Here is a 13,357-nt window from a genome sequence, read left to right as displayed (position 1 = left end):
GACGGAGCTCAGCACCTGGCCGCCCTGTGTTTGCAGGGCTGGCCCTTTCGCGGGCATGCCCGCTCCCACAAGGGTTCACACTGCCCCTGTGGGAGCGGGCGAGCCCGCGAAGAGGCCGGCCCTGCCAATACAAGGCGGCCTTTTTATTTGAACTTGGGCCCCGAGCGGGTATTCAGCCCCTTGGCCATGCGGTCATACAGCACCACGTTCACCGTCGCCGCCAGGTTCATGCAACCCTCGGTGGGAATGTAGATGGTCTCTTCACACCACCCCCGCACATCCTCGCTCAACGAACCATCCTCAGGCCCGAAGATGTAGATGGCCCGATCCGGGTGGGTGTATTCCGGCAACGGCCGCGCACCTTCCACCAGCTCCACTGCCACCGGCGTGCAACCCAGCGGGATGATGCGCTGCAGGTCATCGATGCCGATCAGCGGGATGTCGTAGTGCACACGCTTGGTGTCGGTGACGAAGTCACGGGCGCGTTCGTACCTTTTGCCGGTGTAGAACACCGAATTGACGCCATAGCAACCCGCGGCGCGCATCACCGAGCCGACGTTTTCCGGCGACTTGGGGTTGAACAGGCCGATGCAGCTGTATCGTTTGTTTGCCACGTACCGGGGCCCTTCGCGAAAAAAGCGCGATTATACGGGCTGCCCGGTAGCAGCGGGGCGCGAATCGATGGTCAGTCTTTCTTCAGCATGCCCGCCAGCCCGGCGAACGGGTTGTGGGTGGCCTTGGCGATGCTTGGGGTACTGGTGGAGCCTTCGCTGAAGTACTGCTGGTCGGTGTAGCGCGAGTGCTCGTTGTCGTGGCAGTACAGGCACAGCAGCTCCCAGTTGGAGCCGTCCTGCGGGTTGTTGTCGTGGTTGTGGTCACGGTGGTGCACGGTCAGTTCGCTCAGGCGCTTGCCGGCGAACTCGCGGGCGCAGCGGCCGCACACGTGCGGGTACATTTTCAGGGCCTTGTCGCGGTAGCCCATTTCCTTGTCGCGCTTGGCATCGGCCAGGATGCGGTCGAGGCGCGCGGTGGCGGCGGCGGAAGAGGTGGAGCTCATGGTGTTTCCTTTGTTCTGATCAGGCAGATGACGGTTATGCCATTGAGTCTAGCGCGCTTGCAGGGCAGGCGGACAGGCGAAAACTTTGATTTAGGCGTAGCCTGTAGGAAGGTTCCCGACAGGAGGTTGCTGATGTTTCGCGCGATCCTCGCTGTGCTGTTGTTGGCTGGCCTGCCCATGGCTGAAGCCGCCAGCACGCCACCGCGGCTTAACACGCCGGTGCCCGGTGCGCCGGGTACGCCTACGCCTACGCCATACCCGCAGATAACCCCGAGTACACCGCCCAAGGCTTATGACAGCCAGCCGGGGGCGCCGTTGCTGCCGCCGATGCCGGTGCCCGGGCCGCCGAAGGACCAGCCTTTGCCGGGGTTGCGGCCGGAGCCTGCGAAGCCGGCGGTGGATGATGATTGACTGACAGATATGTGTGGCTGTGGGATTTTTTGGGGCTGCTTTGCAGCCCATCGCGACGCAAGGCCGCTCCTACAGGAGACCGCGTTCCCTTGTAGGAGCGGCCTTGTGTCGCGAAAGGGGCGCAAAGCGCCCCCAGCTATCTCAAGCGATACCTAATTCGCCAAACACGAACGCATACTCCAGGGCCACATCCTTCAGCCCCTGATACCGCCCACTCATCCCGCCATGCCCGGCCCCCATCTCGGTCTTGAGCAACAGCAGGTTGCTGTCGGTCTTGCGCGTGCGCAACCGCGCCACCCACTTGGCCGCTTCCCAGTACTGCACGCGGCTGTCGTTGTAGCCCGCCACCACCAGCATCGCCGGGTAGGCCTGGGCCTTCACGTTCTCGTACGGCGCATATGCCTTGATCCGCGCGTACACCTCCGGCTCTTCAGGGTTGCCCCATTCGTCGTACTCGGTCACGGTCAGCGGCAGCTCAGGGTCGAGCATGGTGTTGAGCACATCGACGAACGGCACTTCGGCAATCGCGCAGCGGAACAGCTCGGGGCGCAAGTTGAGCACCGCGCCCATCAGCAGGCCACCGGCGCTGCCGCCACTGATGGCCAGGCGGTCGGCAGCGGTCACACCCTCGGCGATCAGGTGCTCGGCGCAGGCGATGAAGTCGCTGAAAGTGTTGTGCTTGTGCTCCTGCTTGCCGGCGCGGTACCAGGCCTCGCCCAGTTCGCCACCACCACGCACATGGGCGATGGCAAAGGCCACGCCGCGCTCCAGCAGGCTCAGGCGCGCATGCGAGAACCACGGGTCGAGGCTTTCGCCGTAGGCGCCGTAGCCATACAGGTACAGCGGCACGGTCTGGCCCAGGTCCTGGCGGCGGCGCACCAGGCTGATCGGCACCCGGGTGCCGTCCGCCGCAGTGGCCCACAGGCGCTCGCTGACGTAGTCATCGGCATCGAACGCCCCCAGCACCGGGGTTTGCTTGAGTACTTCCTGAGCGCCGGTGGCCAGCTCCAGCTGGCGTACCTGGGCCGGGCGGTTGAGCGCTTCGTAGCGCAGGCGCAGGCGAGTGCTGGCGAACTCCAGGCTGTCCTGCACGTACAGGCTGTAGGCCGCGTCTGGCAGCTCGACGCGGTAGGCCGGCAGCCCCTGCGGGCGCACCTCGATAATTGGCAGGCCGCCTTCGCGCAGGCTCAGGGTCAGCGCGCTGGCATTCAGGCTGAGGCCTTCGAGCATGATCGTGTCGCGGTGCGGCACCAGCACTTGCCATTGGTCACGGCTTGGCACCGGGGCGACCGGCGCGTGGTACAGGGCAAAGTTGATGCCGTCCTGATTGGTGCGGATGAACCAGCGCCACTGGCCGTCGAGCTGGCCGTGGTCGGGGAAGTACTCGTGGTCTTCGACCCGCGCTGCCAGGCAGGTGAACGGCGCCTGCGGGGTTTCGGCGTCCAGCACCCAGGCTTCGCTGGTGGTCTTGCTGTTGAGCAGCAGCACCAGCTGGCGCTCGGAACTGGTGCGGTAGCAGTGCAAGAAGAAGCGCCCGTCGGGCTCCTCGAACACGGTCTGCGCGCCGTCGCTGCCCAGGGTGTGGCGGCGCAGGCGCCATGGCCGGTGGGTGTCGTCCAGTTCGGCGAAGAACAGCGTCTGGCTATCATTGGCCCAGGTCAGGCTGCCGTCGCAGTCGTCGAAGGGCAGGGCAGTGACGTCGCCACTGGCCAGGTCCTTGACGTACAGGGTGAAGATTTCGTCGCCACTGGTGTCGAGGCTGTAGGCCAGCAGGCGGTGGTCGGGGCTGACGTTGAACGCGCCCAGCGACAGGAAGCCGCCGTTGGCCAGGGCGTTGGGGTCGAGCAGCAGTTGCTCCTGGCTTTCATCGACCGTGTTGGAGTCATCGGCCGGACGCGGGCAGCGGTAGTGGCGTGGGTACTCGTCGCCAGCGGTGGTACGGGTGTAGTACAGGTAGGGGCCCCAAGGCGCCGGCAGCGACAGGTCGGTTTCCTGGATGCGGCCCTTGATCTCTTCGAACAATTGTTCGCGCAACGGCGCCTGGTCGGCCAGGCAGGCTTCCTGGTAGGCGTTTTCGGCTTGCAGGTAGGCGAGCACTTCGGGGGTATCGCGCTGTTGCAGCCAGGCGTACGGGTCGGCGGCTTGATCGGCTTGGGCAATCGGGGGTTGGGGCTTGGTCGGCATTGAAGATCTCTTGATTGGGGTTGCCTAGGCCGGCGATAGGGCCGGCACAGGCAAACACTGTCTGCGCCCGGAAAAGTGTTTATCATAGGCATCTCTTTGCCTGGCTTGCACGAACACCATGACCGAGAACGACTACACCTTCGCCTGGGGCCTGTACGCGATTGCCGCCCTGGGCTGCCTGCTGGTGGCCTTCAAGCTCACCGGCTGGATGTGGCGCTGGCTGCGCGAACCGCTGCGGGTAGTGCTGGCGGTGCTGCTGCTGACCCCGACCATCGTTGACCCGGTCAAGGAAAGCTTCGCCCCGGCCATCGCCATCACGGCCCTGGATGTTGCCTTCAAGGTCGGCAACAACGCCTGGCGCGCGGTGTCGGACTTTGCCATGTACGGCATGATCGCCTTTGGCCTGTATTTCCTCTTCGTACTACTGCGCTGGCCGCTGGAAAAACGCGCCCGAGAGCGCCGCGAGCAGGCCGAAGCTGCCGCCAGGCGCCAGGCAGCCGAAGATGACCAGGTCGCGGCCCAGGTGCCTTTGGCCGCCGAGCGCCGTGACCGTTACCGTGACGACCCGCCCCCGGCCGCCCCGCGTGGCAATGGCCGGGTCGAGCCCCGTCTGTAAGCGGAGACACGCCTATGTGCGAACTGCTGGGCATGAGTGCCAACGTCCCTACCGACATCGTCTTCAGCTTCACCGGCCTGATGCAGCGCGGCGGCCGTACCGGCCCGCACCGTGACGGCTGGGGCATCGGCTTTTACGAAGGCCGTGGCCTGCGCCTGTTCCAGGACCCGGCCGCCAGCAGCGAGTCGGAAGTGGCCAACCTGGTGCAGCGCTACCCGATCAAGAGCGAAGTGGTCATCGGCCATATCCGCCAGGCCAACGTCGGCAAGGTGTGCCTGTCCAACACCCACCCGTTCGTACGGGAAATGTGGGGCCGCAACTGGTGCTTCGCGCACAACGGCCAGCTGGGCGACTTCAAGGGCCTGGCCAGCTTCTATCGGCCAGTAGGCGACACCGACAGCGAAGCCGCCTTCTGCGACCTGCTCAACCGCATCCGCGGCGCTTTCCCCGAGCCAGTGCCGGTGGAACAGCTGCTGCCGGTACTGGTCGAAGCGTGTGCCGGCTACCGTGGCCAGGGCGTGTTCAACTGCATGCTCAGCGATGGCGACTGGCTGTTCTGCTTCTGCTCGACCAAATTGGTGCACATCACCCGGCGTGCGCCGTTTGGCGCAGCACGCTTGAAGGATGTCGACCTGATCGTCGATTTTCATACCGAAACCACCCCCAACGACGTGGTCACGGTGATCGCCACCGAGGCCCTGACCGAGAACGAGACCTGGCAGCGCTACGAGCCAGGCCAATGGGCCCTGTGGCGGCACGGCGAGTGCGTGGCGCACGGCCAGAGCTAAGGACGCTGCATGTTCAGAAGTTACCTGCGGTTGCTGCTGTTCACCTTCGGCCTGCTGGCCGGCATCCAGGTCCCGGGGCTGGTCAAGGACTACAGCCAGCGGGTCGAGGCGCACCTGTTCGAATCACGCGAGGCGCTGGATGGCTTCAGGCAGACTGCCGAACGCTTCTTCGATGGCGACTTGCAGGCCCTGCTGCGGCACTACCGCAGCAGCGACGACCCGGTGTTCAACAGTGATGCCAACAGCATCGAAAGCCTGATGATCCGCAACGAACTGCTGGAAAACGAATGGCAGGCGCTGCAAGGGCCATGGGCCGAGCGCACCTGGCATGTGCTGGTGCAGGCCGACCCGCAGTTGCGCGAAGAAACCCTCAATGGCTACAGCTACCAGATTCTGCTGGTGCCCGAGGCGATCGGCTGGGGCGTTGGCGCAGGGTTTGTGCTGGCCTTTGTGGTCGAGAGCCTGTTGCTGGGAATTGGTTGGGTGATCCTCGGCGGGCGGCGTGGCGCGGTGAAAGAGAGCTGGCGCTGACGTTCGCCTTGAGCATTGCAGTGCCTGGGATATCGAGCGCCGCCCGCGCGGCGCATCGCGGATGAATCCGCTCCTACATTTGTTGCAACGTGCCGAACCTGTTGCGCCATGGTCGCCTGCCTTGGCGCATGACATGAGCTCGGGACACATTTGCAAACCATATCGTCCGAGCACCAATTGCAAGCAATTCTAGGCTGAAACGGGAATCGACAATTCATGGATGACCATCATGCTCAGCCCGAAAGGCTGCCTGCTGCGCCGCGGCAGGTGCTCAGAACCCGGCAGGCTCTATATGCTCACTACCGTCACTCAGAACCGCCACCCGCTGTTCGACAATTTCCAGCGCGCCCGCATCGTGATTCGCCATCTGCGCATGGCAGAGCAGGAGAACAGCTGCCATTCACTTGCCTGGGTTGTCATGCCTGACCATGTACATTGGCTGATCGAACTGAAAGAGATAACTCTGAGCACACTGATGCGCCGCTTCAAAGCTAGGTCAAGCCACAGCTTGCGAAAGTCTGGAACCCTCACGGTCCCCGTCTGGCAAGCCGGTTATCACGACCGCGCTCTGCGCAGGGAAGAAGATGTAGTCAAGGCCGCCAGGTACATCATTGCCAACCCATTAAGAGCAGGATTGGTGACCAGAATCGGTGACTATCCGCATTGGGATGCAATCTGGATCTGATCCCAAAGGCTGAGAACCATGGCCTGACAGGTTCGGCACGTTGCAACAAATGTAGGAGCGGATTCATCCGCGATGCGCCGCGCGGGCGGCGCTCGATCTACGAAGCCAACACGATCCGCTGCTCCCCCACATCCCGCGCATACCCCTCCAGCACCTGCCGGCACACCCCGACCACTTCATCCACCAACGCCACCCCGGTCTGCCAGGCCACCACCAGCTCCAGGCTCGGCGGTGGTTGCAACCCCTCCAGCAATACCAGCTCACCCCGGCTCAGCTCGGCATCCACCAGCGCAGGCGGCAACGCGCCGATGCCAAAGCCGTCGCGCAACAACCGGGTAATCGCCGCCACCGAGTTCACGCAGTTCAGCCGCGGCGTTTCGGCCCCCGCACCCTGCAGCAGGCTTAGCACCTCCTGGTGCGGCCGCGAGTTCTTTGAAAAGGTGATGATGCGCTCACGGCCAAGCTCGGCCAGCGAAGCGTAGTCGCGGTGCTGGGGCGAGCCGGCAGCCACCACCCAACCCATCGGGTAGCGCGCCAGGTCGAGGCTGCGGATCGACTGTTCGCGCAACAGGTCGGTCTGCAAGATCACATCGAGAAAACCCTTCTGCAGCTGCTCGCGCAGGTTCAGCGCAGTGTCGGCCACCAGCTCGATTTCCACCTGCGGGTAGCGCTCGCTCAGCTCTGCCACCAGCGCGCTCATCCAGGTGTGGATCACCGTGTCCATCACCCCGATGCGAATGCGCCCAACCTTGGCCCGGTCGCTGTCCAGCGACTGCTTCATGGCTTTGGCGGTTTCCAGCATGCGTTCGGCATATTCCAGCACCTTGCCGCCTTCCGGGGTCAGGCTGACGCCACGGGAATCGCGCAGCAGCAGTTTCACGCCCAGGTCGGCCTCCAGCGCGGCAATGCGGCTGGACACCGAGGCCTGGGTGGTGAACAGCTTTTCCGCAGTCAGGCGGAAGCTCTTGAGCCGGGCGACCCAGACAAAGGTTTCGAGGAAGCGAAGGTTCATGATCAGTTTTTCTTGTTCCAGACCGGCGGTTTTTCTCGTTGGACGCAGGCAGCGCGGCCTCAGAACATGCTACCCAGGCCGCGACGTTCTATGTCGCCCATAAAACAATACCAACAAGCCGAGGCAAGCATGAACCCCACCGGCGTGCAGCAGCAGGTCAGTTCCACTCCTTCGTCCGGGCCTTTCGCCTGGTACCGTGACATCGACTCACAGCAACGGCGCACCTTCTGGAGCTGCAAGATCGGCTATGGCCTGGACGGCATGGACACGCAGATGCTCAGCTTCGTCATCCCCACGCTGATCATGCTGTGGGGCATCACTACCACCGAAGCCGGGTTGATCCATACCAGCACGCTGATTGCCTCGGCGGTGGGTGGCTGGATCGCCGGTATCCTTTCCGACCGCATCGGCCGGGTGCGTACCCTGCAATTGACGGTGCTGTGGTTTGCCTTCTTCACCTTCCTGTGCGGCTTTGCCCAGAACTACGAGCAGTTGCTGATTGCCCGCACCCTGATGGGCTTCGGCTTTGGCGGCGAATGGACTGCCGGCGCGGTGCTGATCGGCGAGGTAATCCGTGCCCAGGACCGTGGCAAGGCGGTGGGCATGGTGCAGTCTGGCTGGGCCCTTGGCTGGGGCCTCACCGCCATCCTCTATGCGCTGCTGTTCTCCTGGCTACCGGCGGAGCAGGCCTGGCGGGCGCTGTTCCTGCTGGGGCTGGTGCCGGCGATTTTCGTGATCTTTGTCCGCCGCCTGGTCAAGGACCCCGAGGTGTACCGCGAGGCCAAGGCGGTGGAAAACGCCGAGGCGCCGTCGCACTTCTACGAAATCTTCGCCCCGGGCATGCTCTGGACCACCGTGCGTGCGTCATTGCTGACCACCGGCGCGCTGGGCGGCTACTACGCCATTACCTCGTGGCTGCCAACCTTCCTCAAGAACGAGCGCGGCCTGAGCGTGCTGGGCACGGGTGGTTACCTGGCCATGGTGATCGTCGGCTCCTACATCGGCTATGTGGTTAGCGCGTACCTGTCCGACCTGCTGGGGCGCAAGAAAAACTTCATCCTGTTCGCCGTGGGTTCGTTCGTCATCGTGCTGTTGTACACGCAAATGCAGGTCAGCGATGGCGTGATGCTGTGGCTGGGCTTCCCGCTGGGCTTCTTCGCTTCGGGTATTTTCAGCGGCATGGGCGCATTCCTGACCGAACTGTTCCCCACACGCATCCGGGGTTCGGGGCAGGGCTTCTGCTACAACATCGGCAAGGTCATTGCGGCGCTGTTCCCGCTGCTGATCGGCGTGCTCGGCCAGAAAGTGCCGCTGGGCCTGGGTATCGGGGTGTTCTCGGCGGTGTCTTACGGCGTGGTGATCGTGGCAGCGCTGAGCCTGCCGGAAACCCGCGGCAAACAGCTGCAGGCGCGGTAAGGTAGGCATATGGATAACAACAACGGAGGCCGCGTGGTGGAACGCCTGCTACTCAATTGCGACATGGGTGAGAGCTTCGGCAGCTGGCGCATGGGCCTGGACGCCGAAGTGATGCCCTACATCGATTGCGCCAACATCGCCTGTGGCTACCACGCCGGCGACCCAAGCATCATGCGCCGCACCGTGGCGCTGGCACTGGAGCACGGGGTAACCATCGGCGCGCACCCGGCTTACCCGGACCTGGTTGGCTTCGGCCGCCGCTCCATGGCCTGCAGCCCGGAGGAAATCCGCGACCTGCTGCATTACCAGATCGGTGCACTGGACGGCATCTGCAAGGTACTGGGTGGCCGCGTGGCCTACGTGAAACCCCATGGCGCGCTGTACAACGACATGATGGCCGACCCGCTCAAGCTGCGTACCGTGCTGGAGGCCGTGGCGGCCTACGATAGCAACCTGCCGCTGATGCTCATGGCCACCGCCGACAACCGCGCCGCCCAGGCACTGGGCGATGAAATCGGTGTGCCGCTGTGGTTCGAGGCATTTGCCGACCGCGCCTATACCGCCAGTGGCCACCTGGTCTCGCGGCGCCTGCCGGGCGCAGTGCACCACGACCCGGCGCTGGTGGTGCAGCAGGCCGTGCGCCTGGCCCGTGGCGAAACCCTGGTGGCAGACGATGGCAGTGCACTGAAGCTTGAGGCCAGCACCCTCTGTGTACACGGTGACAACGACAGTTCGGTAGCTGCGGTGCGGCAAATTCGCCAGGCCCTCGATGCGCTGGAGGCGCGATGAAACCGCGCATCGAAGTGGTAGCCATTGACAGCCTGATGGTGCGCCTGTTCGAGCGTATCGACGAGGCCAACATGCCGTGGATGCTCGCCGCCAGCCAGCGCCTGCGTGCGGCATTCGGCGAGCACTTGCTGGACCTGGTGCCGTCCTACACCACGCTGATGGTGCAGTTCGACCTGCCGCCAGGCGAGGCGAGGGCGCTGATCGCCCAGGCACTGGACGGTTTGCAGCCAGACACCGGCAGTGGCGGCCGCAGCCATGAAATCCCGGTGTGGTACGACGCCAGTGTCGGCCCGGAACTGCCGGTGCTGGCAGCCCGCAGCGGCATGAGTGAAGCCGAAGTCATTCGCTTGCACAGCGAGCGTGAATACCCGGTGTTCGCCCTGGGTTTCGCCCCTGGTTTCGGCTTCATGGGCCTGGTGGATGAACGCCTGGCCAGCCCGCGCCTGAGCACCCCGCGCAAGCGGGTGGCGGCTGGCAGCGTCGGCATTGCCGAGCGTCAGACGGCGGCGTATCCGGCAGTGTCGCCGGGCGGCTGGAACCTGATCGGGCGAACCCCGGTGCGGTTGTTCGATCGTGAGCGCGATGGCTACAGCCTGTTGCAACCCGGTGACCGGGTACGTTTCGTGCCGGTTTCGCGCAGCGAGTTTCTGGCCTTGGGCGGTGATGTGGAGGCGCAAGGATGAAGCAGTTGCAGATTGAGGCCAGCACCGCGCTGTGCCTGTTGCAGGATGCCGGGCGCTTTGGTGTACGCCACCTGGGCGTGACCCAGGGTGGGGCGCTGGACTGGGTGGCGATGCACTGGGCCAACTGGCTGCTGGGCAACCCGTTGGCGGCACCGGTGGTCGAGGTGGCGCTGGGTGGCTTCAGTGTGGTGGCGCAGCAGGATTGTGTGCTGGCGCTGGCCGGCGCCGACCTGGATGCGCGGGTTGATGATCAGTCGGTCGCGCCCTGGCGCAGCTTTGCTCTGGGCAAAGGGCAGCGGTTGACCCTGAAGCAGCCCAAGCAGGGCGTGCGGGCGTACCTGGCGGCGCCTGGCGGGTTCCAGGGCGAGGATGTGCTGGGCAGCTGTGCCACCGTCGTGCGGGAAGAGCTGGGTGGTATCGATGGCCAGGGTGCTGCGCTTGGTAAAGGCCAGGTGCTGGCTTTTGCTGATACTCCGGCAAGCCTTCGTGAAGTGCCGGATGCGTTGCGCCCGCGCTATGACCAGAAGCCTGTGCTTGACCTGGTGATGGGCGCGCAGATCGGCGATTTCAGCGGTACCAGCCTGTTCGAGGCATTCAACAGTGACTGGACGCTGGACAGCCGGGCTGACCGCATGGGCATCCGCCTGCTGGGGCCGCAGCTGGTTTGCCAGGGGGCGCCGATGATTTCCGAAGGGATACCGCTGGGCGCGGTGCAGGTGCCGCCGGATGGGCAACCGATCGTGTTGCTCAATGACCGGCAGACCATTGGTGGTTATCCGCGGCTGGGGGCGTTGACGCCGTTGGCGCTGGCGCAGCTGGCGCAGTGCATGCCGGGGGCGGTGGTGCGGTTCAGGGCGGTAGTGCAGGATGAGGCTTGGCGGGAGCAGCAGGTATACCTGGACCGTTGGTTGTAAGGCCGCTGGCCCTTTCGCGGGCTCGCCCGCTCCCACAGGGATATCACAAGCCCTGAGGGCAGCGGGGTACCTGTGGGAGCGGGCGAGCCCGCGAAGAGGCCCATACCGGCAACCTCACTTGGACAGGTAACGCATCCCTTCCTCCAACCCCTGCAAGGTCAGCGGGTACATCTTGTCTTCGATCAGGTCCCGCACCAGGTGGGTCGACGCGGTGTAGTCCCAGGCCTGCTTGGGATACGGGTTGATCCAGATGATCTTCCTGAACTTTTCCATGAAGCGCTGCATCCACACATACCCGGCTTCTTCGTTCCAGTGCTCCACGCTACCACCGGGCTGGGTAATCTCGTAGGGCGCCATGGCCGCGTCGCCGACGAACACCACTTTGTAGTCGTCGCCGTACTTGTGCAGCAGGTCGAAGGTGGAATAGCGCTCCGAGGTGCGGCGCAGGTTGTTCTTCCACACCGACTCGTACACGAAGTTGTGGAAGTAGTAGTACTCCAGGTGCTTGAACTCGGTCTTGCACGCCGAGAACAGCTCTTCGCAAACCTTGACGTGGGCGTCCATCGAGCCGCCGATGTCGAACAGCAACAGCAGCTTCACGGTGTTGCGCCGCTCCGGGCGCATCTGGATGTTCAGCAGCCCGGCATCGCGCGCGGTGTGGTCGATGGTGCCGTCGATATCCAGCTCTTCGGCAGCGCCTTCACGGGCGAACTTGCGCAGCCGGCGCAGGGCCAGCTTGATGTTGCGCGTGCCCAGCTCCACCTGGTCGTCGAGGTTCTTGTACTCGCGCTGGTCCCACACCTTCACCGCCTTGCCCTGGCGCTTGCCAGCCTCGCCCACGCGGATGCCCTCGGGGTTGAAGCCGCCTGAGCCGAACGGGCTGGTGCCGCCGGTGCCGATCCACTTGTTGCCGCCGGCGTGGCGTTCCTTTTGCTCTTCAAGGCGTTTCTTGAATTCCTCGATCAGCTTGTCCAGGCCACCGAGCGACTGGATCTGCGCGCGCTCCTCATCGGTGAGTGAACGCTCGAACTCCTTGCGCAGCCAGTCTTCCGGGATCAGCGCCTCGATGTGCCGGTCGAGGTTTTCCAGGCCCTTGAAGTAGGCGGCAAAGGCCCGGTCGAACTTGTCGAAGTGGCGTTCGTCCTTCACCAGGATGGCACGGGCGAGGTAGTAGAACTCGTCCATGTCGGCGAACACCACGCGCTTTTGCAAGGCCTGGTGCAGGTCGAGCAGCTCGCGCACCGACACCGGCACCTTGGCCGCACGCATTTCATTGAACAGGTTGAGCAGCATGGCCCGGCTCCTGTCAGCGGTTGCCGCGCCGGCTCATGAAGGCCAGGCGCTCCAGCAACTGCACGTCCTGTTCGTTCTTCACCAGTGCACCGGCCAGTGGCGGAATGGCCTTGGTCGGGTCGCGTTCGCGCAGCACGGCTTCACCGATGTTGTCGGCCATCAGCAGCTTCAGCCAGTCGACCAGTTCGGAGGTGGACGGCTTTTTCTTCAGGCCCGGTACCTTGCGCACGTCGAAGAACACGTCGAGTGCCTCGCTGACCAGCGACTGGCTGATGTTCGGGTAGTGCACGTCGACAATCTGCTGCAGGGTGCCGCGGTCAGGGAAGGCGATGTAGTGGAAGAAGCAGCGGCGCAGGAAAGCGTCCGGCAGCTCCTTTTCGTTGTTCGAGGTAATGATGATGATCGGGCGCTGTTTAGCCTTGATGGTCTCGTCGATTTCGTAGACGTAGAACTCCATCTTGTCCAGCTCTTGCAGCAGGTCGTTGGGGAACTCGATGTCGGCCTTGTCGATTTCGTCGATCAGCAGGATGACCCGTTCTTCGGCCTCGAAGGCTTCCCACAGCTTGCCCTTCTTCAGGTAGTTGCGCACATCGTGGACCTTGTCCACGCCCAGCTGCGAGTCGCGCAGGCGGCTGACCGCGTCGTACTCGTAGAGGCCCTGGTGGGCCTTGGTGGTGGATTTGATATGCCAGGTGATCAGGCGCGCACCGAACGATGCCGCCAGCTGTTCGGCGAGCATGGTCTTGCCGGTACCGGGTTCGCCCTTGACCAGCAACGGGCGTTCGAGGGTGATGGCCGCGTTTACCGCCAGTTTCAGGTCGTCTGTGGCGACGTAGTCGCGGGTGCCTTCGAACTTCATGGGGCTGTCCTCTGTTGTAAGCCTGTGCCGGCCTCTTCGCGGGTTTAAACCCACCCACACGAAAAACAACAAACATGAATTGTGGTGTGTAACAGTTGGGGGAGGGTAAACCCCCAAAA

15 protein-coding genes are annotated in these 13,357 nt (G+C 64.0%); 9 read left to right on the top strand and 6 right to left on the bottom strand.

Features of this window, described 5'->3' with window-relative positions; genetic code table 11:
- Positions 1-143 precede the first annotated feature (143 nt).
- On the bottom strand, positions 144-614 hold the full coding sequence (locus tag ABE456_RS20315; protein ID WP_016711941.1) for an RNA methyltransferase: 471 nt from the start codon (positions 612-614) through the stop codon (positions 144-146).
- Between the two features lie 71 nt (positions 615-685).
- Positions 686-1,057, bottom strand: a complete 372-nt coding sequence (locus ABE456_RS20310) for a YajD family HNH nuclease (RefSeq protein ID WP_346645513.1) — start codon at positions 1,055-1,057, stop codon at positions 686-688.
- A gap of 132 nt (positions 1,058-1,189) precedes the next feature.
- On the opposite strand from ABE456_RS20310, the gene ABE456_RS20305 reads away from it, so the two are divergent.
- Complete coding sequence (locus ABE456_RS20305) at positions 1,190-1,468, top strand: hypothetical protein (RefSeq protein ID WP_346645512.1); 279 nt, start codon at positions 1,190-1,192, stop codon at positions 1,466-1,468.
- A 141-nt stretch (positions 1,469-1,609) separates the two neighbouring features.
- Here the strand turns inward: ABE456_RS20305 and ABE456_RS20300 are convergent, their stop codons facing one another.
- Positions 1,610-3,652: a S9 family peptidase gene (locus ABE456_RS20300; protein WP_346645511.1), complete on the bottom strand. Its 2,043-nt coding sequence runs from the start codon at positions 3,650-3,652 to the stop codon at positions 1,610-1,612.
- A gap of 118 nt (positions 3,653-3,770) precedes the next feature.
- Here ABE456_RS20300 and ABE456_RS20295 point away from each other — a divergent pair, with 118 nt between their 5' ends.
- The 4 genes from ABE456_RS20295 (at position 3,771) to ABE456_RS20280 (ending at position 6,272) form a co-directional block, all read left to right on the top strand.
- Positions 3,771-4,268, top strand: coding sequence for an MFS transporter (locus ABE456_RS20295; RefSeq protein WP_346645510.1), 498 nt, complete (start codon positions 3,771-3,773; stop codon positions 4,266-4,268).
- Positions 4,269-4,282: 14 nt separating this feature from the next.
- The gene (locus ABE456_RS20290; RefSeq protein WP_346645509.1) at positions 4,283-5,056 is read left to right on the top strand and encodes a class II glutamine amidotransferase; all 774 of its coding nucleotides are present in this window, start codon (positions 4,283-4,285) and stop codon (positions 5,054-5,056) included.
- Between the two features lie 9 nt (positions 5,057-5,065).
- Positions 5,066-5,587 (top strand): DUF2937 family protein, encoded by a 522-nt coding sequence (locus ABE456_RS20285; RefSeq protein ID WP_346645508.1) that lies wholly within the window; start codon positions 5,066-5,068, stop codon positions 5,585-5,587.
- 229 nt (positions 5,588-5,816) lie between these two features.
- The gene (locus tag ABE456_RS20280) at positions 5,817-6,272 is read left to right on the top strand and encodes a transposase (protein WP_346645531.1); all 456 of its coding nucleotides are present in this window, start codon (positions 5,817-5,819) and stop codon (positions 6,270-6,272) included.
- A 97-nt stretch (positions 6,273-6,369) separates the two neighbouring features.
- Here the strand turns inward: ABE456_RS20280 and ABE456_RS20275 are convergent, their stop codons facing one another.
- The gene (locus ABE456_RS20275) at positions 6,370-7,284 is read right to left on the bottom strand and encodes a LysR family transcriptional regulator (RefSeq protein ID WP_346645507.1); all 915 of its coding nucleotides are present in this window, start codon (positions 7,282-7,284) and stop codon (positions 6,370-6,372) included.
- Positions 7,285-7,413: 129 nt separating this feature from the next.
- Between ABE456_RS20275 and ABE456_RS20270 the strand changes: the two genes are divergently transcribed.
- The 4 genes from ABE456_RS20270 to ABE456_RS20255 are packed head-to-tail and all read left to right on the top strand — an operon-like array spanning position 7,414 to position 11,086.
- Positions 7,414-8,700, top strand: coding sequence for an MFS transporter (locus ABE456_RS20270; RefSeq protein ID WP_346645506.1), 1,287 nt, complete (start codon positions 7,414-7,416; stop codon positions 8,698-8,700).
- 9 nt (positions 8,701-8,709) lie between these two features.
- A complete protein-coding gene (locus ABE456_RS20265) occupies positions 8,710-9,489 on the top strand; it encodes a 5-oxoprolinase subunit PxpA (RefSeq protein WP_346645505.1) in 780 nt (259 codons plus the stop codon).
- Positions 9,486-10,172: a 5-oxoprolinase subunit PxpB gene (gene pxpB / locus ABE456_RS20260; protein WP_346645504.1), complete on the top strand. Its 687-nt coding sequence runs from the start codon at positions 9,486-9,488 to the stop codon at positions 10,170-10,172. The genes ABE456_RS20265 and pxpB overlap by 4 nt, the downstream gene beginning before the upstream one ends.
- The gene (locus ABE456_RS20255; RefSeq protein ID WP_346645503.1) at positions 10,169-11,086 is read left to right on the top strand and encodes a biotin-dependent carboxyltransferase family protein; all 918 of its coding nucleotides are present in this window, start codon (positions 10,169-10,171) and stop codon (positions 11,084-11,086) included. Before pxpB ends, ABE456_RS20255 begins: the two co-directional genes overlap by 4 nt.
- Before the next feature lie 114 nt (positions 11,087-11,200).
- Here ABE456_RS20255 and ABE456_RS20250 read toward each other — a convergent pair whose 3' ends face one another.
- Positions 11,201-12,379 carry a VWA domain-containing protein gene (locus ABE456_RS20250; protein WP_013973749.1) on the bottom strand — a complete coding sequence of 393 codons (1,179 nt, stop codon included), beginning with the start codon at positions 12,377-12,379 and terminating at the stop codon, positions 11,201-11,203.
- A gap of 13 nt (positions 12,380-12,392) precedes the next feature.
- Positions 12,393-13,238, bottom strand: coding sequence for a MoxR family ATPase (locus ABE456_RS20245; RefSeq protein WP_346645502.1), 846 nt, complete (start codon positions 13,236-13,238; stop codon positions 12,393-12,395).
- Positions 13,239-13,357: the final 119 nt, after the last annotated feature.

Origin of the sequence: Pseudomonas sp. TWI929, assembly GCF_039673335.1 — a bacterium.
GTDB lineage: Bacteria > Pseudomonadota > Gammaproteobacteria > Pseudomonadales > Pseudomonadaceae > Aquipseudomonas.
Note: the sequence above shows the minus strand (reverse complement) of the source record. Positions and strands in the feature narration are given on the sequence as shown.

What these genes read in the sequence shown, in the direction of transcription:
- ABE456_RS20265 (WP_346645505.1), top strand. Translation starts at nt 8,710, where the DNA reads ATGGATAACAACAACGGAGGCCGCGTGGTGGAACGCCTGCTACTCAAT.
- ABE456_RS20285 (WP_346645508.1), top strand. Translation starts at nt 5,066, where the DNA reads ATGTTCAGAAGTTACCTGCGGTTGCTGCTGTTCACCTTCGGCCTGCTG.
- ABE456_RS20255 (WP_346645503.1), top strand. Translation starts at nt 10,169, where the DNA reads ATGAAGCAGTTGCAGATTGAGGCCAGCACCGCGCTGTGCCTGTTGCAG.
- ABE456_RS20270 (WP_346645506.1), top strand. Translation starts at nt 7,414, where the DNA reads ATGAACCCCACCGGCGTGCAGCAGCAGGTCAGTTCCACTCCTTCGTCC.
- ABE456_RS20275 (WP_346645507.1), bottom strand. Translation starts at nt 7,284, where the DNA reads ATGAACCTTCGCTTCCTCGAAACCTTTGTCTGGGTCGCCCGGCTCAAG.
- ABE456_RS20250 (WP_013973749.1), bottom strand. Translation starts at nt 12,379, where the DNA reads ATGCTGCTCAACCTGTTCAATGAAATGCGTGCGGCCAAGGTGCCGGTG.
- ABE456_RS20305 (WP_346645512.1), top strand. Translation starts at nt 1,190, where the DNA reads ATGTTTCGCGCGATCCTCGCTGTGCTGTTGTTGGCTGGCCTGCCCATG.
- pxpB (WP_346645504.1), top strand. Translation starts at nt 9,486, where the DNA reads ATGAAACCGCGCATCGAAGTGGTAGCCATTGACAGCCTGATGGTGCGC.
- ABE456_RS20290 (WP_346645509.1), top strand. Translation starts at nt 4,283, where the DNA reads ATGTGCGAACTGCTGGGCATGAGTGCCAACGTCCCTACCGACATCGTC.
- ABE456_RS20280 (WP_346645531.1), top strand. Translation starts at nt 5,817, where the DNA reads ATGCTCAGCCCGAAAGGCTGCCTGCTGCGCCGCGGCAGGTGCTCAGAA.
- ABE456_RS20310 (WP_346645513.1), bottom strand. Translation starts at nt 1,057, where the DNA reads ATGAGCTCCACCTCTTCCGCCGCCGCCACCGCGCGCCTCGACCGCATC.
- ABE456_RS20295 (WP_346645510.1), top strand. Translation starts at nt 3,771, where the DNA reads ATGACCGAGAACGACTACACCTTCGCCTGGGGCCTGTACGCGATTGCC.
- ABE456_RS20245 (WP_346645502.1), bottom strand. Translation starts at nt 13,238, where the DNA reads ATGAAGTTCGAAGGCACCCGCGACTACGTCGCCACAGACGACCTGAAA.
- ABE456_RS20300 (WP_346645511.1), bottom strand. Translation starts at nt 3,652, where the DNA reads ATGCCGACCAAGCCCCAACCCCCGATTGCCCAAGCCGATCAAGCCGCC.